We start from the raw sequence: 20,340 nt of genomic DNA, 5'->3' as shown, positions 1-20,340 counted from the left end.
CAGCACGGGTGCACTTATCCCCTCCAGCGCCCACCCTCCGACAATGACTGACGCCCTCTCGTTCGATATCACGAGCGCCGACGACGTCGCGGCCAACCGCGACGAGGTCGTCGCCGCGGTCGAAGCCCACGCGGGTCCCATCGCGCGCGAACTCGCCATCCTCCAGGGTGGCGACTACGGACAGGAGACGTTCAAGACGCGCCGCGGGACGTGGACGCTCAAGTACGAGGCGGGCGCGCTGCAGTACCTCCGGTTCAAGGGAAAGTCGGGCGGCGAGACGTACGTCGTCTCGACCAAACAGCCCCCGGAGCCGACGGCGCTCGGAACGGCGATGCAGGACTACCCGGCGTTCGTGGAGGCGTACAACGAGCACGTCGAGTCGCTCGACGGCGTCCTCGACGACGTGCCGACGGCGTTCCCCGCGGTGACGACGACCGAGGAAATCGTCGCCCAGCGGGACCAACTCGTCTCGACCATCCGCGAGGTGGCCGACACCATGGCGGGCGAACTCAACCGCTTCGACGGCGAGTACGGCACCTTCACCCAGCGGGTCGGCGGCACGCGCTGGGAGCTGAAGTGGGACGGTCCGCGGGCGTCGTATCTCCGCGTCGGCGGCGAGGGCGGCATCTACCTGCTGTCGCAGTACGAACCCCCCGCCGCGCCCGACGTGCGCGAACTCGCCGGCGACTTCGCCGCGTTCGTGGAGGCGTACAACGACTACGTCGACGACCTCGAAGCCGACCTCGCGACCGTCTCGTTCGACGACGCGGGGTAGCAGGGTATCGCGACGCTTTTGGAATCACCGCCGTCACGTGATGTCATGAGCGACGACCCCGAGACGGGTGACGGCGGGTCCGAGCCCGCCGCCCCCGCCGACGACCTCGCGTGGGAGACCACCGACACGCGCATCGACTACTCGTGCCCCGGCTTCGACATCCGCATGGACGACGTTCGGCTCCCCGACGGGACCGAGACCGACTTCCACTACGTCGACGAGCCGGCGGCGGTCGTCGTCCTGCCGTTTACGCCCGACGGCGACGTGGTCGTCATCGACGAGTGGCGACAGGCCGTCGGCCGGACGAACCGCGGACTCCCCGCCGGCGGCACGGAACCGGACGACGACGACTACGCCGCGGCCGCCCGGCGCGAACTCGCGGAAGAGACCGGCCACGAGGCCGAGGCGGTCGAACCGCTCGTGACCGTCGAGCCGGCCAACGGTATCGCCAACTCGGTCCACCACTACTTCGTCGCGCGCGGGTGCGAGCCGAGCGCCGACCAGAACCTCGACTTCAACGCTGTCTCTTATACACANGATGTGTATAAGAGACAGGTCCGCGACGCGCGGACGGTTCTCGGCGTGCTCTACTACGAACTCGCCGGCGAGTAGCCCGGTCGGTTCCGCGCACCCCGCGTTCGCGTCTCGAACCCCCTTCCGAGGCGAGAAGGATTTTGACGCCGGCGCCCCAAGGGGTCGATTGTGGCTACTACGACGCGCCTCCCTGACCCCGTTCGGTCCTTCCTCGCGGCCATCGCCCTCGGCGGCGGCGGTCTCGCGGTGGGGACCATACTCGTTGTCATCACGCAGTTCGCGGCGTTGAGCGCGGGCATCGAACTGACACCGCTCGCGCTCGTCGTCATGTCGCTGGTTCTCCTGCAGGGCATCGCCTTCGGCGGCGTCGCCGTCGCCTACAGTCGGTACCGCGGTCTCGGACGCTCGTACTTCGGCGTCTCCGTCCCGTCGCTCCGCGACATCGTCGCGGTCGTCCTCGGCTACGTGACGGCGCTCGTCGCGGCGTTCGTCGGCGCGTTCCTCGTCTCGACGTTCGGCGTCCAAGCGGGGTCGAACCAAGTGACCGAAATCGCCGCGCAGGACCCGGAAGTGCTGTTGCTCCTCGTCCCGGCGTCGTTCCTCCTCATCGGCCCCGGCGAGGAACTGCTGTTCCGCGGGGTCGTCCAGAACCGCATCCGAGAGTCGTTCGGCCCGGTTCCGGGCATCGCCCTCGCCAGCGCCATCTTCGCGGCGATTCACTACGTCGCGCTCACCGGCGGCGCGGGCGGTCGACTCGTCACCATCGGCATCCTGTTCTTCCCGAGCGTCGTCTTCGGTACGGCGTACGAGCTGACCGACAACATCGCCGTGCCGGCGCTCATCCACGGCGCGTACAACGCGACGCTGTTCTCGCTGGCGTACCTCGTGTTCAAGTTCGCCGAGATGAACCCCGGCGAGGTTCCGACCGGACTGCTGTTCTGAGCGGCCGGCGATACCAGCCTTTTTCCTTCGCTGTCTCCTCGAACAGACGTGTTCTTCTCCACACTCGTGTCGGCCGTCCAGGGGCTCGTTCCGGCGGCCGTCACGGTGGACATGCTCGTCGTCTTCGCGCTCATCCTCCTCTCTCTCGTCTTGTTCGCCACCGAGTGGCTCCCCATCGACGTGACCGCCATCATCGTGATGGTCCTCCTGATGGTGTTGGAGCCGTGGACGCAAATCCCCCCGCAGGAGGGGCTCTCGGGATTCGCCAGCCCTGCGACTATCACCGTGTTGGCGATGCTCATCTTGAGCACTGGCGTCAACCGAACCGGTATCGTCCAACTCATCGGCCGGAAGATGGCCGAGTACGCCGGCAACAGCCAAACGAAGCAACTCGCCGCGACGATTGGCGTCACCGGCCCGGTGTCGGGATTCATCAACAACACGCCGGTCGTGGCCATCCTCGTCCCGGTCGTCGCAGACCTCGCGCACAAGGGCAAGACCTCCCCGTCGAAGCTCCTCATGCCGCTTTCGTTCGCCTCGATGCTCGGCGGCACCCTGACGGTCATCGGGACTTCGACGAACATCCTCGCCAGCGACATCGCAGCCCAACTCGGACGGGAGTCGCCCGGCCTCGGGCTCCACGCCTTCGGCATGTTCGAGTTCACCAAGCTCGGCGTCATCGTCTTCGTGGTCGGCGCGGTCTACCTCATGACGGTCGGCGTCCGCCTGCTCCCGAAGCGGGTGCCCGCCGAGGACGACCTCCTCGAGGAGTACGCGCTCCAGGAGTACCTCGCCGACGTGGTCGTCCCCGCGGACTCGTCGCTCATCGGTCAGACCGTTCAGGAGGCCCTCGGGAACGACGACCTCGACATCGACGTGTTACAGCTCATCCGCTACGGCGAGCAGTTCTTGGAGCCGCTGGCCCGCAAGGAGATTCACGAGAACGACACGCTCCGACTCCGCACGAACCGGGAGACGCTCGAACGAATCATGCGCTCGGAAGGGCTCACGTTCGTCGGCGGGCCCCGCTCGGAGAGCGAGCTCCACCCGGGCGAAGAAGAGCCGGTCATGGTCGAGGTCGTCATCCCTTCTGGTTCGTTTCTCGTCGGCGAGAGCCTCGCCAGTTCGACGTTTCGACAGCGCTACGACGCGAACGTCCTCGCCTTCCGGACCCGCGGGAAGGTCGTCCGCGACCGGTTCGAGGACATCGACATCCGCGTCGGCGACACGCTGCTCGTGCAGGCACCGCCCGACAGCCTCACGCGACTCGTCCAAAACGAGGACTTCATCGTCGCCCACGAGTTCGACGACACCGACTACCGAACCGAAAAGACGCCGTTCGCCGTCGCCATCATCGCCGGCGTCGTCGCGCTCCCGGCGTTCAACGTCCTCCCAATCGTCGTCTCGGCGCTCGGCGGCGTCGTCGCGATGATTCTCACCGGCGTGCTCAAACCGAACGAACTGTACAAGTCGGTCGAGTGGAACGTCATCTTCCTGCTCGCGGGCGTCATCCCGCTCGGTATCGCGCTCCAACAGACGGGGGCCGCGGCGCTCCTCGGTGACGCCGTCGCCTCGACTTCGGCGTTCCTCCCCGCAATCGGCGTCCTGTGGGTGTTCTACCTGGCGACCGGGTTGCTCACGAGCGTCATCTCGAACAACGCGAGCGTCGTGCTCATGATTCCGGTCGCCGCCAGCGCCGCCCAATCAATCGGCGCGAACGCGTTCTCGTTCGTCCTCGCCGTGACCTTCGCGGCGTCGACGGCGTTCATGACTCCCGTCGGCTACCAGACGAACCTGTTCGTCTACGGTCCCGGCGGCTACAGGTTCTCCGACTTCCTCCGCGTCGGCGCGCCGCTGCAGTTGCTCCTGTCGGTCGTCACCGTGGCCGGCATCGCCTTCTTCTGGGGCGTCGGCGCGTAGGCGCGCCACCCCACACGCGAGTCGGTCGCCGCCGACTCAGTCGTCGCCGTCGAACTCGCGGTCGTAGAACGCCGAGACCGTTCGGTCCGCCGAGCGCCCCGGCGGCGCGCCGACGTAGACGCCGACTTTGTCGATGGACGGATGTATCGTCACGTCGGGGTCGCGCATGGTCGACATCGCCAGATACCGGAGCGGTTCGTCGCCGTCGTTGACGACGCAGTGCGCCCCTGACTCGTCGGTCGGACAGGGGACGTAGTCGCCCTCGCAGAGGGCGTGGACCTCACCGCCGAGGCGGACCTGCCCGCGCCCGGAGAGGACGTACAGCGCCTCCTCGTTCGCGGCGTGGTAGTGGTACGACCACGGCTGTGTGCCGGGCGGGAGTTCGTAGAGGCTACAGCCGAGGTCGTCGCTTCCGGCGGCCGCACCCAGCCGCTTCTGTTTGAACGTGCCTTCGACGCCGTCGCGGACCGTCCAGTCGAGGTCGGACTCGTTGACCGGTTCCATATCGGGCGTTCGGTGAGTCGGCGGAAAAACGTTCGTTGGGGTCGCTCGCCGCGCGGTCGCCGGGCGTCGGTCAGTTCGGACGGTCGTCGCCGCGCCCGTCGGCCCGCATCGCTCGGTTGGGGGTCGAGGCCGCGGTCGTCGCCGTCTCGCGGCCCGGTGCGCCGCCCGCCGCGCGTCCGGACTCGAACTGCGAGACGAGCGACTTGAGCTGTTGTGCGCGCTCCGAGAGCGACGAGGACGACGCCGCAATCTGCTGGGTCGCGGCCGTCTGTTCTTCGGCCGCGGCGGAGACGTTCTGGGCCTCGGAGGCCGTCCGGTCGCTGAGGTTCGTTATCTCGTCCATCATCGTGACGACCTCTTGGGTCGACTGCGCCTGCTCGTCGGTGGCGCTGCTGATGGACTGGATGGAGTCGTTGCTGTCTTCGATTTTGTGGACGATTTCTTCGAGCACCTCGACCGTCTCACCGACGGTCTCGCGGCTCGCTTCGACCTCGTCTTGGGTCTCGAAGGTGTCTTCGGCGACGTTCTCGGTCGATTTCTCGATGTCGCGGATGAGCGAATCGACCTCCTGGGTCGCCTCGGCGGTCTCCTCCGCGAGCGTCTTCACCTCGCTGGCGACGACGGCGAACCCCTCACCGGCGTCGCCCGCGCCCGCCGCCTCGATGGAGGCGTTGAGCGCGAGGATGCTCGTCTTCTCCGCGATGTCGTCGATGAGGTCGACGACTTCGCTGATCTGCGTGACCGACTGCTGGAGGTCCTCGACCTCGCTGACGGTCTCGGTCGACCGCGACTCCAGTTGCTCCATCTTCTCGATGGTCGAACTGGCGGCCTCCTGGCTCTCTTTAGCGCGCCCGACGGTCTGTTGGGACTGCCGCGCGATTTCCTCGGAGGAGGAGGCGATTTCCTCGATGGTCGCAGAGAGGTTGCTCAGTTCGGACTCCGCGGCGTTGAGGTTCCGGTGCTGCGTCTCGTTGCCCGCCGAAATCTCCTCGATACTGTTCGCCACGTCCGTGCTCGTCGTCTTCACGGCGTCTGCGCTCGCGGTGACTTCGGAGCTCTCGTCGTCGACCTGCTCGGCGAACGTCTGTATCTGGACGATGACAGAGTCGATGGCCTCCAGCATTTCGTTGAACCCGCGGCCGATGCGACGCATCGCGTCGTTCTGGCTCTCGGCGTCGACGCGGACGGTGAGGTCGCCGTCGGCGGCCGTCTGCATCGCGTCACCGTAGTTCTCTGCCTGCCGTTCGAGGTCCGTCGTGAGCGCGTCGAGTTCGCGCCGCCGTTCTTCGGCGCTGTCGACGAGCTCCTTCATGTCCGCGACGATGGCGAGCGTCGCCGTGCCGCCGATGGCGAAGACGGCGACCGTGGCGGTCATGAGCGGCGAACTCGCGAGGTCGAACACCTCGGGATAGATGCCGACCTTTTCCAGCGTGAGGCTGGCCATCCACAGAATCGCCAGCACGGAAGCGAACGCGTACGTCAGCCAGAACGACGCTTCCGCGTCGGTGTCGCGGTAGTTGAGCCACGCCAGTACCGCCGCGCCGATGAACCCGAGGGTTCCGATAGCGTCGAAGAACGCGTCGATTATCACGAGCCCTCACCGCCTTTGATGACGTTTTTCCGGCGGATGTACGCGGCCGCGAAGAACGTCACGCCCGCGAGACCGATGCCGACCGCGTGCTCGACGAAGTTGAGCACCGACCCGAGGAAGAGCGCCTCGACGTTCGTGGCCACGATGCCGATTACGAGCATGACGTACCCCGCGGCGAACAGCTTCGTCTCGTCTCTGTACTGCGTGATAACCGGTATCAGCCCGACGAGCGCGACGGCGAGCGCGGTTACTTCGAGTGGCGATAGGTTGGCTAACATCTGGTTTCCCAGTTCTGCTAATCTCTTTGTAAACTGTTCGCCCAAAAAATCACGTTTGATACCCTTGCTGTATATTTTCTAGAACATTTCAACGCATGCACCGATTTCCGGTCGTGCGTCTGTTTTTGCGCGCACGGCCGACCCGCGAACGCAACCCTTACCGCCGCGCTCGGGAAACGCCACTCCATGCGCGACCACTTCGAACTCCGCGACGGGGACCTCGCCGGCCGAATCGGCCGTCTGTCGGTCCCGCGTGCGGGGGTCACCGTCGAGACGCCGGCCCTCCTGCCGGTCGTCAACCCGAACATCGACACGATTTCGCCCGCGCGGTTGGAGTCCGAGTTCGGCGCGGACATCCTCATCACCAACTCCTACATCATCAAGACGAACGAGCACCTCCGCGAGGAGGCGCTCGACGTGGGCCTCCACGAGATGCTCGATTTCGACGGGGCCATCATGACCGATTCGGGGTCGTTCCAGCTCGCCGAGTACGGCGAAATCGACACGACGACCGAGGAGATTCTCCAGTTCCAACGCGACATCGGGACCGACATCGCCACGCCGGTCGACATCCCGACGCCGCCGGATGCCGACCGCGAGCAGGCCGAAGCCGACCTCGAAATCACGAAGCGAGCCCTCGCCGACGCCGAGGCGGCCGACACGGGTGAGATGCTCGTCAACGCCCCCGTTCAGGGGTCGACCTATCCGGACCTCCGCGAGGAAGCCGGCCGTCACGCCGACGCGACCGACCTCGACGTGTTCCCCGTGGGCGCGGTCGTACCGATGATGAACGCCTACCGCTACGACGACATGGTCGACGCCGTCGCGGCCGCCAAGCGCGGCCTCGGCGTCGACGCCCCGGTCCACCTGTTCGGCGCGGGCCACCCGATGATGCTCGCGCTCGCCGTCGCGCTCGGTTGCGACCTCTTCGACTCCGCCGCCTACGCACTCTACGCCCGCGACGGCCGGTATCTCACGGTCCGCGGGACCGAACACCTCGAAGACCTCGAATATCTCCCGTGTACCTGCCCCATCTGTACCGAGTACTCGCCCGACGACCTGCGCGCCGCGGGGTCGAAAGAACAGGAGCAACTGCTCGCCGAACACAACCTCCACGTCACGTTCGCCGAACTCCGCCGCATCAAGCAGGCCATCCGCGACGGCGACCTGATGGAACTCGTCGAGGAGCGCGCCCGCTCGCACCCGGCGATGCTCGACGGCTACCGCGCCCTCCTCGACCACGTCGACCAACTCGAACGCGAGGACCCCGCTTCGAAGGGCGCGTTCTTCTACGCCTCCAACGAGAGCGCCCACCGGCCCGAGGTCGCACGCCACCACGCCCGGATGGACCGCCTGACCGCCGAGGGCCACGTCCTCCTCACCGAGGGCGGCACCCCCTCCGGCGACGACTTCGACGCGACGTGGCGGGTCGTTCCGCCGTTCGGCCCGTTCCCGCGGTCGCTCTCCGAGACGTACCCGCTCACCGCCGAGGTCCCCGAGCGACTCGACCGCGACGCCTACGAGCAGGCCGCCCGCGGCGTCTCGCGGCTGGTCGAGGAGAACCCCGACGCGACGTTCACGCTGGCGCACGACGACTGGCCCGAGTCGGCGCTCGCCCGCGTCCCCGAGTCGGTCGAGCTGGAGTCGCTTTCGACGGTCTCCGAGCGGTTGGGCGACGAGGCGTCGTCCGAGGGAGACGACGAGGGTGACGCCGGCGACGAGCGCGACGAGGGCGACTCGGACGGACTGTCAGACGAGTAGCGCCGACCCGGTCGGTCGCGTCGGCGTCTGTCGGTCGATGCTCTTAGGTTCACCCGACGTATCAACGAACACGATGGAGGCTGTCCTCTGGTACGTGCTCACGGGAACCCGCGGCGGCGAAAACCGTGTGCGTATTCTCAAGACCGTAGAGGAGCAGCCGCGAAACGCCAACCAACTGGCCGAGACGCTCGACCTCGACTACAAGACCGTCCGGCACCACCTCGACGTGCTCATGGACAACGACGTGGTCCAGCGAAGCGGCGACGACTACGGCGCGGTCTACCTCCCGTCGCCGCGGTGTCGCGCCAACTGGGAGACCGTCGAGACGATCGTCGAGCGGATGGACTGAGCATGCGAGTCACAGACGCGGTGATTATGGAAAGATTTGGGAAAGCGTATATCAGGATGACGGGGAAAGGAGAGAACGAATGAGTATCTGGGTGGACGTCGCGACGGTCTCCTCGGGCGTCAACGTCGTCGTGCTTCTCGCACTATCGGCGGTGTGGGCCCGAAACTACCTGACCTTCAGGTCCAAACACGCCGTCGGACTCCTCGTGTTCGGGGTGTTCCTCCTCGCCGAGAACGCGCTGGCGTTCTACATGTACATCCTCGACCCGACGCTCTCGGGGTGGTTCAGCACCGACGTGCCCGTCATCGCCTGGCGGCTGATGATGCTGTTGCACGTCTTCGAGACGTTCGGCCTCGTGTTCCTCGCGTGGATCACGTTCGACTGAAAACACGATTTTCCCCGCTCCCGTCCGGTTTTGACGCACCTTCGCCCGCTCAGTCGCGGTGTTTCCGCTCGTGGGTCGGGTGTTCGGAGATGAAGACGCTCGTGTGGTCCGGCACGTCCTCCGTGACCCACGAGTTCGCGCCGATGCTCACGTGGTCGCCGACGGAGACCGCGCCGAGCACCTTGGTCCCCGCGCCGATGACGACGCTATCGCCGATGTCCGGGTGGCGCTTGTATCCCTTCTTGAGCGAGTGCTCGTCGTCTTCGTCCTCCTCGAAGTGGAGCGCGCCGAGGGTCACGTCCTGATAGATGCGCGCCCACTCGCCGATGGTCGTCGTCTCGCCGATGACGACGCCGGTGCCGTGGTCGATGAAGAAGTAGTCGCCGATGGTCGCGCCGGGGTGGATGTCGATTCCCGACTCCATTTTCGCGTACTCGGCGAGTTCGCGGGCGTATTCGGGCGCGCCGGCCTCGTAGAAAGCGTTGGCGACGCGGTGGACGATAATCGCCTGCACGCCGGGGTACGACCGGATGATTTCGATGTAGCTGCGCGCGGCCGGGTCGCCTTTGTAGGCCGCCTCGACGTCCTTCTTCAGCGTCTCGCGGATGTCGGGGAGCCGCCTGACCACCTCGTCCACGACGGGTGCGGGGTCCTCGTCGGCGTAGGGGTCGATACCGGAGTGACAGAGCGCGGCGAAGTTGGCGACCGCGTCGCGGAGGAGTTCCTCGTCGCCGACCCACGGCCCCGCGTTCCAACAGCGCGGGAACAGGAGTCGCTTGATGAGGTCGACGTCCTCTCGCAGGTGATTCCGCCGCGGGAACGAAAGCGACGTGTCCGTGGGGAAGGGGTCGTCGTCGGCGTGGTAGGACGCCGCGAGCCCGAGGTGCGCGTCGCCCGAGTAGGTGTAGGACATCCGATAGCGATAGTTGGTGGACGAGCGGTATTTAACCCCGTCTCATCGGGCCCGATTCGCCGCCTTCGAGTCGCGGATTGTGTGTTCGAACTGGCGCTCGGCAGCCGGCGTGTTCGCTCTGTCGAACCGGCGTGAGCCAACCGCCCGATAAGGCTTCTGGCCGGCGAAATCGGGCGACTGGGGGCACATCGGGGAGAGATTTGGGTGACAGTTCGGAAAATCTTCTTTTAAATATTCGTCCCCCTCTGAGACATGCGACGCACACTCGCAGTGTTGATGACACTCGTCGTGGTCGTCGGGGGCATCCCGGCGGCCGCAGCGGCACAACAGGAGACCGCGTCCGTCTCCTTCGAGAACCAAGCAACGGGCGGCACGACCGTGACGGTCGACTCCGTCACGCTCCCCGACGGCGGCTTCGTGACGATTCACGACGCCTCCGTCACGGACGGCAACGTCCTCGGGAGCGTCGTCGGCTCGTCGATGTACCTCGACGCCGGCACCCACGAGAACGTGACCGTTCACCTCGACGAACCGGTCGGCGAGTCCGGCACGTTCGTCGCCATGCCCCACATGGACTCCGACGGCGACCGCGTCTACTCGTTCGTCGCGGCTAACGGCGAGGCCGACGGCCCGTACACGGCTGACGGGAGCGCCGTCGTCGACACCGCGATGGTCAACGCGAGCGCGACCGTCTCGATGTCCGACCAGCCCACGACCGGCGACTCGGTCGTGGTCGACCGCGTCGAACTCTCGCAGGGCGGCTTCGTGACGATTCACGACGCGTCCGTCACCGAGGGTGCGGTGTTCGAGAGCATCCGCGGCACCTCCGCGTACCTGCCCGCCGGCGTCCACGAGAACGTCCGCGTCGAGCTGGACGCGCCCGTGACCGAGAACACGACGCTCGTCCCGATGGCGCACATGGACACCGACGGCGACGAGATGTACACGTTCCCCGAGTCGGAAGGCGAGACTGACGGCCCGTACACGGCTGACGGGAGCGCCGTCGTCGACACCGCGATGGCCATGCCCTCCGACACCGCGAGCGTGAACTACACCGCGAAGGCCACCGGCGGCTACTCCGTCGTCGTCGATTCGGCGTACCTGCCCGACGGCGGCTTCGTGACGATTCACGACGGCACCGTCACCGACGGACAGGTCTTCGAGAGCATCCGCGGCACCTCGATGTACCTCGAACCCGGCCTGCACCACGACGTGCGGGTCACCCTCGACTCGCCGCTGAACGAGACGACCACCGTCGTCCCGATGGCCCACATGGACACTGACGGCGACGAGACCTACACCTTCCCCGAGTCGGAAGGCGAGGCGGACGGTCCGTACACGGCTGACGGGAGCGCCGTCGTCGACAGCGGCAACGCGACCGTCTCCGCCAGCGTCGACTACACGATGAAGTCCTCGGACGGTGCGACCGTCGTGGTCGACCGCGTCGAACTCTCGCAGGGCGGCTTCGTGACGATTCACGACCCGTCGCTGTCGGGCGGCGCGGTGTTCGATAGCGTTGTCGGCACCTCGATGTACCTGCCCGCCGGCGTCCACGAGGACGTCGAAGTCACCCTCGACGAGCCGATTCGCTCCTCGCAGGTGCTCACCCCCATGGCACACATGGACACCAACGACAACGAGGCCTACGACTTCGTGACCAGCGAGGGCGAGTCCGACGGCCCCTTCACGGCTGACGGCGGCGCGGTCGTTGCCAGCGCCCACACCTCGGTCAACGCGGTCGTGACCGCGATGGACCAGTCCGGCGACGGCACGACCGTCACCGTCGAGTCCGTCACGCTCCACGACGGCGGCTTCGTGACGGTCCACGACGCGACGGTCACCGAGGGCCAGGTCTTCGAGAGCGTCCGCGGCACCTCCGCGTACCTCGAACCCGGCACCCACGAGAACGTCGAAATCACCCTCGACACGCCGCTCGAGGAGTCCGGCACCGTCGTCCCGATGGCGCACATGGACACCAACGGCAACGAGGCCTACGACTTCGTGACCGGTGAGGGCGAAAACGACGGGCCCTACGTGGCCGCCGGCGGCGCGGTCGTCACGACCGCCGACTACACGGTCGAAGGCACGATGACCGAGACGCCGACCGAGACGATGACCGACGAACCCACGACCGAGATGACCGACGAGTCGATGGAGACGACGAGCGAGTCCTCCACCGACGCGCCCGGCTTCGGCCTCGTCGTGGCCCTCGTCGCGCTCGTCGCGGCGGCGCTCGTCGCCGCCCGGCGTCGGTAATCCCGCTGACGACGCACCGGCCCCCAACTACACAGAGGCACCCTTTTTCGTACGCCGCGCGGGCCACAAGCCACCCCCGCGCGGCACGCGCCCCGCTTTGGGGTTATTTCGCGCTGTCGAGCGTGAGCACCGACTATTCCGACGAACGCATTCGCGCCGCGTAGTCCCACGTGTGCACCCGCTCGGGTCGGATCCGAATCATCACCTCGTCGCGCTCGGGCGAGAGCAACCGCTCTGCCAGTTCCGAGTCGGTGCCGCCGAGATACCGGACGATGAGTCGCCGCAGGACCGTCTTCTCCGCGTCGGGCTCGACGGTCGCGGTTCCCCGGCCGCGGACGCCCCGGTACGGCGGGTCGTTCGTCGAGATTTCGAACGCCACGTCGTCGTGGGCGCGGAGGAACCGCACCACGTCGGCGTCGGCCGCGGTGGCACACCGGAGTTCGGTCGCCTCGGCGTCCCACTCGTACCACAGCGAGAGCATCCAGAGGTCGTCCGTCGGGGTGCGACACGAGAGCCGAATCGGGACGGTCGCGTCGGCGAGGAAGTCGTCGACGCGGTCGCGCGACCACGGACCGGTGGGGTCGGAGGCGTTCATAGTGGTCGTTCGGGCGGGGCAGGCTAAATTCGGTAGGCTCGGTGGAAGTAGAGCGGCCGAAGCGGTGCGACTCGGTTGCCGGCGCGTTCGCCGTGCCACCAGACATACGAGTGTCTGGACACAAGTACACGTGATGACGGACACAGACCTCGGTACGGCGGTAATCGTCTACGACGACCCCGACGAGGGAACCGTCGAGAAACGCGTCGAAAACGAGAACATCGCCTACTTTCAGGACCACTGGATCGTCAAACTCGACGAGGACGCCGGCGGCAACGACGTCGTCCGCCGGATTCCGATTCAGCGAGTCCACTACGTCGAGCGCTCCGTCGAGGAGTTCGAAACGGAGGTCAAGACGCTCCGAAACCAGGTCGAGTCGTTCGCGAAGAACCTGCAGTCGTCGCTACTGGGCGGTACTGACGACGCCGACGCCGACGCGCGAACGGAAGAACCCCAGCGCATCGAAGTCGAAGACGGTCGGTCGAGCGAGTAACCCGGTTCCGGTTCGTTGCCGCGTTCTTCGCGCGGTGTGCCTCCGGCGAGAGCCCGCAGTCACCCCCTGTCTCGGCGCGCCCGCAGAAGACAAGTTAATTGCCTATCGGGGGCCGAAAGCGGGTATGACCGACTACTTCGAGGTTCACGCCCGCGACGGCGCCGCCCGAATCGGGGAGTTGCGGCTCTCCGACTCGGTGACGACGCCGGCGGTCGTGGACGACGCGCTCGCGGACGCTGGCAGCCTCTGGGCGGCCGAGCGCGAGTTCCCCGACGGCTCCGACGACGTGCTGACCGTGCTCCCCCACCGCTCGCTTCCCGCGGGGAGCGCCGACGAGGTCCGCGAGTCCTTTTCGGTGGACTACCCCGACGTGGACTTCCCCTCGGCCGCCGTCGTCACCGCCGACACGGCCGCCGACTACGGCGCTGACGCCTACATTCTCTCCGACGCGCAGGGCTTCGTCGGCCACGCGCGCGCCTTCCGCGACAACGTCATCGAGGCGAAGGAGAACCTGCCAGCCGACACGGCGCTCATGCTCTCGGGCGTCGCCACGCCCCGGAACGTCTCGCTTCTCGTCTACGCGGGCGTCGACCTCGTCGACGAGAAACTCGCCCGCGCCCGCGGTCTCGAAGGGTTCTACCTCACGAGCGACGGCGAGTACTTCCTCGAAGACCTCGACGAATTCCCCTGTGCCTGCGAGGTCTGCCGCAAACCAGCCTCCGAGTTCACCCGCGCCGACGCGGCCGACCACAACGCCAACGCCCTGCGCGCCGAACTCGCGCGGGTCCGCCGCCGCGTGCGCGACGGTCGGCTCCGGGACTACGTGGAGGGGCAGGCCCGCCACGACCAGTGGCTGACCGCCCTGTTCCGACGGTTCGACCAGCAGTACAACTTCATGGAACAGCGGGTTCCCGTCATCCGCGACTCGGAGCTCACCGCGGCCTCCGAGGAGTCCATCGACCGCGTGGAGATTCAGCGGTTCGCCGACCGCGTGACGAAGCGCTATCGGAATCGCTTCGACAACCCGCTCGTGCTCCTGCCGTGTTCGGCGAAGAAACCCTACAGCGAGTCCCAGAGCCACCGGCAGTTCCAGGAGGCCGTCCAGTACCGCGCGCACATGGTGTCGATGACCTCGCCCATCGGCGTCGTCCCGCAAGAACTCGAACTCACCTACCCCGCCCAGCACTACGACTCGGTCGTCACGGGCGACTGGTCGGAAGACGAGAAGTCGTTCGTCGCCGAGGTGCTCCGGCGCTATCTGGAGCGCAACGACTACCCGCGAATCATCGCCCACGTCCCGCCGGGAGCGTACACGGAAATCGTCGAGCGCGTCGCGGACGACCTGAACCTCGACGTGGAGTTCACCGTCTCGGAACACCCGACGACCACGGAGTCCATCGGGAATCTCATGCGGACGCTCGACGGCGCGCCCAAGTTCACCCGCGAGGAGCGCGAGCACAACGTCGTGAAAGCTCTCGCAGACTACCAACTCGGCCCGGGCGCGGGCGACGCGCTCTTCTCCGACGTGGAGTTGGAGATGACGAGCCGCTACCCCAAACTGCAGGTGTGGAACGACGAGGGCGAGCAGCTGGCAACGATGGTCCCGCAGTACGGCGTGCTCTCCTTTACGCTCGAAGGTGCGAAGGTGTGGCGCGACAGCGACGCGCCGACGAAGACGGTCGAAATCGACGGGTTCGTCCCGCACGGGTCGGTCCTCGCGCCGGGCGTCGTCGACGCCGACGAGGACATCCGGCCGGGCGACGAGGTTATCGTCGAGGGACCGAAGGCGTTCGCCATCGGCCGCGCCGAGATGGGCGGCCGCGAACTGGTCGAGTCCACGCGCGGTATCGGCGTCGAGATTCGACACGTCGAAGAGCGGTGACGCGAACGCGGGGCGGGTGACGCGTCCCCGACTCGCCTCGGAAATCGCAGGACATCTCGTCGCCACCGACCGAAGTTACTTAACTTTGATATACTTATCGACGTCGTTAATCGGCTCCGAAACGCCAGTACGCTCTTCTGTAGGAGATTGTTGATACAGTTCAGCTGCTGCTCTGAAATCGAAGAGGGCAAGGACACCGCGCTAGCGGTGTCCGACACGAATGATTCCGCTNGTAGGAGATTGTTGATACAGTTCAGCTGCTGCTCTGAAATCGAAGAGGGCAAGGACACCGCGCTAGCGGTGTCCGACACGAATGATTCCGCTGGATGTGTTTGGCTCGGAATCGCTCGCAGCGGACCTGCTGGAACAGGTTCGCTGGCGTGACGGCGTCGAATGCCCCCGCTGCCGTTCTGACCGAACGGTCAAGAACGGCAGCTATGGGGCGTTTCAACGCTATCTCTGTAAGAATTGCGACCGCACGTTCAACGACAAGACGGGCACAATCTTCGCTCACTCGAAGGTTGCGCTCCGCAAGTGGTTGTTCTCGATTTACGCGTTCTTGCGGTTCAACACGAGTCTTCGCCAACTTCAGCGAGAGATCGGTGTGACCTACAAGACGATGCATCGGCGCGTCGAGCGCTTTACCAGAGCGCTCGACGCGCCTCAACTCGACCTCGTTGGACCGGTCGAAATCGACGAAGTGTACGTCTCTGCGGGGTTGAAAGGCCGCGAGCGCGACCAACCGTCGCGCTCGCGTGGCCTGTCCACGCGTGGACGAGGTTCGTATGAGGGAGACAAACCACCCGTCTTCACCATCGTTGACCGTGGCACGGGACAGCGATACGTCGTCCCAGCGAAATCCGCTGACGAATCGACAGTGCGACTCCTCCTCGCTGGCCACGAGGAGGAGTCGCTGACCGTCTACACCGACGGATTTCGGGCATACGATCCACTTGAGGACGACGACGAATTCCACCGCGAATACGTCGTCCACGGTGACGGCGAATACGCTGATGGAGACGTTCACGTCAACACCTGCGAGAGCCACGCGTCGCTGGCGCGACGGTGGCTCTCGCCGCATCGAGGCGTCTCGAAGGACAAGTTGACACAGTATCTTCGCGCCTTCCAGCTACGCAGCGAACTCTTCAGAAAACCCGGTCGAGAAGCACTCAAACACGCTGTCGAAGCGACTCTCTGAAATCAACAATCTGCTACACAAGAGCGACGCCAGTAAATGGTACGTATAGTGGGTTTCCTATCGAACCCGAAACGTCGGAATTATCACGTCGCTATAACTTTAAATAGTATCACGTCCCAACGTGGGCCATGATGGCAGAACGATACGAGGGGGAGCGGTTGGAGTTCGACGAACTCCCCGACGACGGGACGGTAGACTGGACGATTACCCAGGCGCTGTTGGCGGCGAGTGACTCCACGTCGCGGGCCTTGGAATCACACTTGTTGCAGGCGCAGTACCACGATGACGCCGGAGCCGACACGGCGGCGACGGCGCGGCATATCGACGACGCAATCGACCGCCACACGCGGATTATCGAGGACTTGCGCCTCGCACGCGACGCGCTCGACCATCGGTAAGACCCGAAATCGCCGCCCTGTCGCCCCTCGCCGCGCGAACCCGACCGCACGACCTCCCGATAAGCTGTTTATTTAACAGCGGCTGCGAACAACCATGTATGAAGTTGGCCGTCCCAACTGACTTCGATATCCTCGAGGCACTCTCGGACAGGAGGCGGAACACCGCCGTGAATCTCTCGTATATCCTCGATAAGAACCGTTCGTACATCAACACGCGACTGCCGATTTTAGCGGACTACGACCTGTTGGCGCGAGTCGGGCCCGCGCCGAACTCCGGGTTGTACGAAATCACAGACAAGGGGCTGGTCGTCATCGACAACCGCGACCAGTACCGGACAGACGGCGTCGACTTCGACGCCCTCGTCGAGTCCGAACTCAGGGCGCGGACCGACGAGACGAACGCGTAACAGAGCAACGCGCCGCAACCGGAGGTCGGGACGGCCTTCGGAGGCACCCCGGCGCGCTGTTCTCGGTGACGAGTGGCGACGCTGTTCGACACCGCCATCCCGACGGCGTCGTGGTGTCGGAGTACGTCCGCGCCGTGCTGCGACCGTCGCCGCCTTTTTGCCGCCTTGCCGCCCAGTTCGAGGTATGGCTATCGAACCACTCTCGCTCGGCGTTCCGAAGCCCATCATCGACTCGCTTCCGGAGGCCGACGGCACGGCGGCACAGGACATGCAACGCGCCGTCGAGGGACTCGAAACCCGACTGAACCGGGCCATCGACGGCGCGGAGACGGAAGCGGAGGCCGCCGGCTACGTGGTCGACGCTCTCGAACGCCTCGAAGGCCACTATGAACGCTACGACGAGTTCATCCCCGAACTCCGCGCGTGGGGGCAATCGCCCATCTACGCCATCGCGTGGCGGAACCTCCAAGCGGACCTCATCCTCCAAATCGAGGAGTACGACTGGCTGAAGCCGCATATCGACCGGGAACGAAACCTCCGACTGGTCGAAGACGGCATCAGATTTGGCAAATAGCTAATACAGTACATTTTCTGACTAGATTGGTCGACTCTCCCGCCCGAGTCGCGTTTTACCTAACAATAGTATTGCTAAATATAGACACATCTACTACGCAGTTGTGCGACCCCACGTCGCGCCCAGAACAGAATCTACGGCGTGACAACCCCTACGAACTAGACAAAAACTGTCCAATCAGGTTCTCATTCGAACCTACCGGGAAGAAACCCACGCACCTGTACTCATTTGGATTATCGCGTATTCTGTATCCTTGTCCACCGATTCTGTGAACCGATTCCAGAAGCCCCCAATATTGTCCAAATATAGCAATACTAATACCTCGAGTTCTACCATAAATTCGAACAGACGAAACATCCACTTCGATATCGATTCCCCTTACCATACGAAATTTGTTAGTTTACCTGCTTTCCCCTGAGACGGGATATAATGCGATGCTGTCTTTCGCCGGCAAAGCCCCATACATTAAGTGAACCCCCTACGAGTTCAAAACAGTGAAACACGTCGGGAACAGAGCACGTTCTCGCTCTCGTTCCCGCTCAGTCGCCACCGCTTCACGAACTCCCTCGCAACCATGCTCACACCCATCGGCCACTATGGCAGACCGTGACGATGCGGAGTCGGGAGACTCCGACACCGAGATACAGGACTCGCCGTCGTTATCTGACCTTGCGGACCGCGTGGAAGACGGGACGCCGACCTCGGATAAATCGGGTGACACCGTTTCGCCGGCGGGAGAGGACGGGCCGACGACCGACCGGACGCCATCGGCGCTCTCCGAACTGGCGGAATCGATTCGGCGGAAGCAGGGTTCGTCGGCGTCGCTACCGGACGACGAGGCGTCCGAGTGGGACCTCATCGACGACCGCTCGGACACGCCGTTCGACGAGGCGAACTTCGACGAGAAGGCGGAGGCGGTGTTCGACCTCGTGTCCGAGCAGTCCAACATCCTCATCGTCGGCCCGGCGGAGACCGCAGCGGAGTACAGCCTCTGTACGCAGCTCATGACCGGTGATTCGGGGGCCGCAAACCAGCTTCTCGTGTCTATCGAGACGACGCCCGAAGAGCAGCTCAACATCCTCAACAACTATCGCGTTGGGAGCGTCGAAAACCAGACGCTCATCAGCGTCCAGTCGTACGACGCCTCCGGGACAATCGACGCCGCCGACCTGCCGATAACTATCAAGACCGTCACGAAGGCGACGGACCTCCGTCGCATCGGACTCCTCATCACGAAATCGCTGAACGAGTGGGGCGAGTCGTCGGTCCAATCGACGCTCTGTGTGCACTCACTTTCGAACCTTATCACCGCGGTGAACAACAACCAGCGCCTCTTCCGGTTCCTCCACATCCTCACGAATCGCATCTCCTCGGCGGGCGCACGCGCCCATTACCACGTCGACCCGGCGCGACACGACGACCAGACGCTCCGGACCTTCAAATCCCTGTTCGACGCGGCGATAGAGTTCGAGGCCGACGGGTCGCTATCGCTCGGCTGAGGCGGGCGTCGCGCCTCACCGGAAGTCGTCTTCGTTCCACTCGAACGTGCTCTCGTCGGCGTCTATCGCCGCGTCCGGGTCGATAGCCCCCGTCGCGTCCGACGTCTCGTCGGTCCCGGTCGTCCCGTCGTCGCCGGTCGATACCGACTCGAACGAGTCGATTATCTCGTTGACCGCCGCCCGACTCTGGCTCACCGTGTGGTCGGACGTTCCGGGCGCGTCGCGCTTCGGTTCGGACGTTTGGCCGCCGGAGTCCGCGGGGTCCCGCGCGCCGTCGCGGTCGGGTCGAGCGGTCGTCTCCGACGCGCGCCGCGTGCCCCCGTCGCTACTCGCGACCGTCACGGTGTAGTCGGTGAGCACGAGCCACTTGGTCTCTTTTTCGACGCCGTGCAGCGGGCGCTGACAGTTCGGACACTCCGGGCTGGTGAGAAGCGCGAGGTCGATGCTCTCCCCGCAGTGTTCGCAGTCTCCCTCGTGGGTATCGGCCTCCTTTGCGGCCTGTTTCACCCGACGCAACTGCTCGCGTTCGGCCCGTATCTCGCGTATCTCGGCCCCGTACTGCGTCTCGATTTCCTTGAGTTTCGTCTCGACGCGGTCGTCGGTCTCGACGAGGTGTTCGAGAATCGTCTGGAGGTTGTCGAACTCGTCGTCGAACCGCGCGTCGAGCGTCTGATGTCGCTCACGGAGCGCCGATTCGACCTCGTCGAGTTCGGCCGATAGGTCTTCGACCTCGTCGAGTGCGTCTTCGACCTCGTCCAGTCGCGTCGTAAGCGTCTGAACCGACTGTTCGAGGCGCGCGCGCCGCTGTGCTTCCGTATCGACCTCCGATTGAAGTCCCTCGATGAGTTCGAGGACCTCGGCTAGTTCGTCGTCGCTCACGGGCTTGTTCGGTTCCGTATCATCTCTGGACGGCGAGCGCGTCGCGCTCTTCGCCTCGCTGGGTCTCTCGTCCGAGGCGTGGCTGTCGCGACCCAGAAGTTCCGTGATCTCGTTGAGTTGCCAGTGCGACGCGAGCAACTCCTGGCACAACTGGTCGCGCGACTTACCGGTCTCGCTCATTCGCTGGTCCAGCCAGGCTTCGAACGA

General features: G+C 65.2%; 21 protein-coding genes. 15 read left to right on the top strand and 6 right to left on the bottom strand.

The window, feature by feature from the left end:
- The first annotated feature begins 43 nt into the window (after positions 1–43).
- The 4 genes from C457_RS16070 (at position 44) to C457_RS16055 (ending at position 4,171) form a co-directional block, all read left to right on the top strand.
- On the top strand, positions 44–775 hold the full coding sequence (locus C457_RS16070; RefSeq protein ID WP_008096325.1) for a hypothetical protein: 732 nt from the start codon (positions 44–46) through the stop codon (positions 773–775).
- A 45-nt stretch (positions 776–820) separates the two neighbouring features.
- Positions 821–1,387 (top strand): NUDIX domain-containing protein, encoded by a 567-nt coding sequence (locus tag C457_RS16065; RefSeq protein ID WP_008096323.1) that lies wholly within the window; start codon positions 821–823, stop codon positions 1,385–1,387.
- Between the two features lie 90 nt (positions 1,388–1,477).
- Positions 1,478–2,251: a CPBP family intramembrane glutamic endopeptidase gene (locus C457_RS16060; RefSeq protein WP_008096322.1), complete on the top strand. Its 774-nt coding sequence runs from the start codon at positions 1,478–1,480 to the stop codon at positions 2,249–2,251.
- 48 nt (positions 2,252–2,299) lie between these two features.
- On the top strand, positions 2,300–4,171 hold the full coding sequence (locus C457_RS16055) for an SLC13 family permease (protein ID WP_008096320.1): 1,872 nt from the start codon (positions 2,300–2,302) through the stop codon (positions 4,169–4,171).
- 36 nt (positions 4,172–4,207) lie between these two features.
- On the opposite strand, the gene C457_RS16050 is transcribed toward C457_RS16055, so the two are convergent.
- From C457_RS16050 to C457_RS16040, 3 genes are all read right to left on the bottom strand, one after another.
- The gene (locus C457_RS16050; protein ID WP_008096318.1) at positions 4,208–4,675 is read right to left on the bottom strand and encodes a cupin domain-containing protein; all 468 of its coding nucleotides are present in this window, start codon (positions 4,673–4,675) and stop codon (positions 4,208–4,210) included.
- 70 nt (positions 4,676–4,745) lie between these two features.
- On the bottom strand, positions 4,746–6,266 hold the full coding sequence (locus C457_RS16045; RefSeq protein ID WP_008096316.1) for a methyl-accepting chemotaxis protein: 1,521 nt from the start codon (positions 6,264–6,266) through the stop codon (positions 4,746–4,748).
- A complete protein-coding gene (locus tag C457_RS16040; RefSeq protein ID WP_008096314.1) occupies positions 6,263–6,544 on the bottom strand; it encodes a hypothetical protein in 282 nt (93 codons plus the stop codon). Before C457_RS16040 ends, C457_RS16045 begins: the two co-directional genes overlap by 4 nt.
- Positions 6,545–6,730: 186 nt before the next feature.
- Here C457_RS16040 and tgtA point away from each other — a divergent pair, with 186 nt between their 5' ends.
- From tgtA to C457_RS16025, 3 genes are all read left to right on the top strand, one after another.
- Entirely contained in the window at positions 6,731–8,305 is a 1,575-nt protein-coding gene (tgtA, locus tag C457_RS16035; protein ID WP_008096312.1) for a tRNA guanosine(15) transglycosylase TgtA, read from the top strand.
- A gap of 73 nt (positions 8,306–8,378) precedes the next feature.
- Positions 8,379–8,654 (top strand): winged helix-turn-helix domain-containing protein, encoded by a 276-nt coding sequence (locus C457_RS16030; RefSeq protein ID WP_004041883.1) that lies wholly within the window; start codon positions 8,379–8,381, stop codon positions 8,652–8,654.
- Positions 8,655–8,733: 79 nt separating this feature from the next.
- The gene (locus C457_RS16025) at positions 8,734–9,039 is read left to right on the top strand and encodes a hypothetical protein (protein ID WP_042662634.1); all 306 of its coding nucleotides are present in this window, start codon (positions 8,734–8,736) and stop codon (positions 9,037–9,039) included.
- 49 nt (positions 9,040–9,088) lie between these two features.
- Here C457_RS16025 and epsC read toward each other — a convergent pair whose 3' ends face one another.
- Positions 9,089–9,952: a serine O-acetyltransferase EpsC gene (gene epsC, locus C457_RS16020; RefSeq protein ID WP_008096310.1), complete on the bottom strand. Its 864-nt coding sequence runs from the start codon at positions 9,950–9,952 to the stop codon at positions 9,089–9,091.
- A 276-nt stretch (positions 9,953–10,228) separates the two neighbouring features.
- On the opposite strand from epsC, the gene C457_RS16015 reads away from it, so the two are divergent.
- Positions 10,229–12,208, top strand: a complete 1,980-nt coding sequence (locus tag C457_RS16015) for a DUF7282 domain-containing protein (RefSeq protein WP_008096307.1) — start codon at positions 10,229–10,231, stop codon at positions 12,206–12,208.
- A gap of 133 nt (positions 12,209–12,341) precedes the next feature.
- Here the strand turns inward: C457_RS16015 and C457_RS16010 are convergent, their stop codons facing one another.
- Positions 12,342–12,803 carry a hypothetical protein gene (locus C457_RS16010; protein ID WP_008096306.1) on the bottom strand — a complete coding sequence of 154 codons (462 nt, stop codon included), beginning with the start codon at positions 12,801–12,803 and terminating at the stop codon, positions 12,342–12,344.
- Between the two features lie 133 nt (positions 12,804–12,936).
- On the opposite strand from C457_RS16010, the gene C457_RS16005 reads away from it, so the two are divergent.
- The 7 genes from C457_RS16005 to C457_RS15975 all read left to right on the top strand — a co-directional run bounded on the left by C457_RS16005 (position 12,937) and on the right by C457_RS15975 (position 19,254).
- Entirely contained in the window at positions 12,937–13,296 is a 360-nt protein-coding gene (locus C457_RS16005; RefSeq protein WP_049913663.1) for a hypothetical protein, read from the top strand.
- Positions 13,297–13,420: 124 nt separating this feature from the next.
- The gene (arcS, locus tag C457_RS16000) at positions 13,421–15,178 is read left to right on the top strand and encodes an archaeosine synthase (RefSeq protein WP_008096302.1); all 1,758 of its coding nucleotides are present in this window, start codon (positions 13,421–13,423) and stop codon (positions 15,176–15,178) included.
- 313 nt (positions 15,179–15,491) lie between these two features.
- Entirely contained in the window at positions 15,492–16,376 is an 885-nt protein-coding gene (locus C457_RS15995) for an IS1595 family transposase (RefSeq protein WP_008096299.1), read from the top strand.
- Positions 16,377–16,504: 128 nt separating this feature from the next.
- On the top strand, positions 16,505–16,774 hold the full coding sequence (locus C457_RS15990; protein WP_008096297.1) for a hypothetical protein: 270 nt from the start codon (positions 16,505–16,507) through the stop codon (positions 16,772–16,774).
- Between the two features lie 98 nt (positions 16,775–16,872).
- Positions 16,873–17,181, top strand: coding sequence for a hypothetical protein (locus tag C457_RS15985; RefSeq protein WP_004976186.1), 309 nt, complete (start codon positions 16,873–16,875; stop codon positions 17,179–17,181).
- 184 nt (positions 17,182–17,365) lie between these two features.
- Positions 17,366–17,755: a hypothetical protein gene (locus C457_RS15980; RefSeq protein ID WP_008096295.1), complete on the top strand. Its 390-nt coding sequence runs from the start codon at positions 17,366–17,368 to the stop codon at positions 17,753–17,755.
- 596 nt (positions 17,756–18,351) lie between these two features.
- The gene (locus C457_RS15975; RefSeq protein WP_008096293.1) at positions 18,352–19,254 is read left to right on the top strand and encodes a DUF7504 family protein; all 903 of its coding nucleotides are present in this window, start codon (positions 18,352–18,354) and stop codon (positions 19,252–19,254) included.
- Between the two features lie 15 nt (positions 19,255–19,269).
- On the opposite strand, the gene C457_RS15970 is transcribed toward C457_RS15975, so the two are convergent.
- Positions 19,270–20,313 carry a hypothetical protein gene (locus C457_RS15970; protein ID WP_239640768.1) on the bottom strand — a complete coding sequence of 348 codons (1,044 nt, stop codon included), beginning with the start codon at positions 20,311–20,313 and terminating at the stop codon, positions 19,270–19,272.
- Positions 20,314–20,340 lie beyond the last annotated feature (27 nt).

Origin of the sequence: Haloferax prahovense DSM 18310, from assembly GCF_000336815.1 — an archaeon.
GTDB classification, from domain to species: domain Archaea; phylum Halobacteriota; class Halobacteria; order Halobacteriales; family Haloferacaceae; genus Haloferax; species Haloferax prahovense.
The sequence above is the reverse complement of the archived record's forward strand: the minus strand, read 5'-3'. Positions and strand labels throughout refer to the sequence as shown.

What these genes read in the sequence shown, in the direction of transcription:
- epsC (WP_008096310.1), bottom strand. Translation starts at nt 9,952, where the DNA reads ATGTCCTACACCTACTCGGGCGACGCGCACCTCGGGCTCGCGGCGTCC.
- C457_RS16040 (WP_008096314.1), bottom strand. Translation starts at nt 6,544, where the DNA reads ATGTTAGCCAACCTATCGCCACTCGAAGTAACCGCGCTCGCCGTCGCG.
- C457_RS15985 (WP_004976186.1), top strand. Translation starts at nt 16,873, where the DNA reads ATGAAGTTGGCCGTCCCAACTGACTTCGATATCCTCGAGGCACTCTCG.
- C457_RS16015 (WP_008096307.1), top strand. Translation starts at nt 10,229, where the DNA reads ATGACACTCGTCGTGGTCGTCGGGGGCATCCCGGCGGCCGCAGCGGCA.
- C457_RS15970 (WP_239640768.1), bottom strand. Translation starts at nt 20,313, where the DNA reads ATGAGCGAGACCGGTAAGTCGCGCGACCAGTTGTGCCAGGAGTTGCTC.
- arcS (WP_008096302.1), top strand. Translation starts at nt 13,421, where the DNA reads ATGACCGACTACTTCGAGGTTCACGCCCGCGACGGCGCCGCCCGAATC.
- C457_RS16025 (WP_042662634.1), top strand. Translation starts at nt 8,734, where the DNA reads ATGAGTATCTGGGTGGACGTCGCGACGGTCTCCTCGGGCGTCAACGTC.
- C457_RS15975 (WP_008096293.1), top strand. Translation starts at nt 18,352, where the DNA reads ATGGCAGACCGTGACGATGCGGAGTCGGGAGACTCCGACACCGAGATA.
- C457_RS16030 (WP_004041883.1), top strand. Translation starts at nt 8,379, where the DNA reads ATGGAGGCTGTCCTCTGGTACGTGCTCACGGGAACCCGCGGCGGCGAA.
- C457_RS16070 (WP_008096325.1), top strand. Translation starts at nt 44, where the DNA reads ATGACTGACGCCCTCTCGTTCGATATCACGAGCGCCGACGACGTCGCG.
- C457_RS16010 (WP_008096306.1), bottom strand. Translation starts at nt 12,803, where the DNA reads ATGAACGCCTCCGACCCCACCGGTCCGTGGTCGCGCGACCGCGTCGAC.
- C457_RS16050 (WP_008096318.1), bottom strand. Translation starts at nt 4,675, where the DNA reads ATGGAACCGGTCAACGAGTCCGACCTCGACTGGACGGTCCGCGACGGC.
- C457_RS15980 (WP_008096295.1), top strand. Translation starts at nt 17,366, where the DNA reads ATGGCTATCGAACCACTCTCGCTCGGCGTTCCGAAGCCCATCATCGAC.
- C457_RS15995 (WP_008096299.1), top strand. Translation starts at nt 15,492, where the DNA reads ATGATTCCGCTGGATGTGTTTGGCTCGGAATCGCTCGCAGCGGACCTG.
- C457_RS15990 (WP_008096297.1), top strand. Translation starts at nt 16,505, where the DNA reads ATGATGGCAGAACGATACGAGGGGGAGCGGTTGGAGTTCGACGAACTC.
- C457_RS16005 (WP_049913663.1), top strand. Translation starts at nt 12,937, where the DNA reads ATGACGGACACAGACCTCGGTACGGCGGTAATCGTCTACGACGACCCC.
- tgtA (WP_008096312.1), top strand. Translation starts at nt 6,731, where the DNA reads ATGCGCGACCACTTCGAACTCCGCGACGGGGACCTCGCCGGCCGAATC.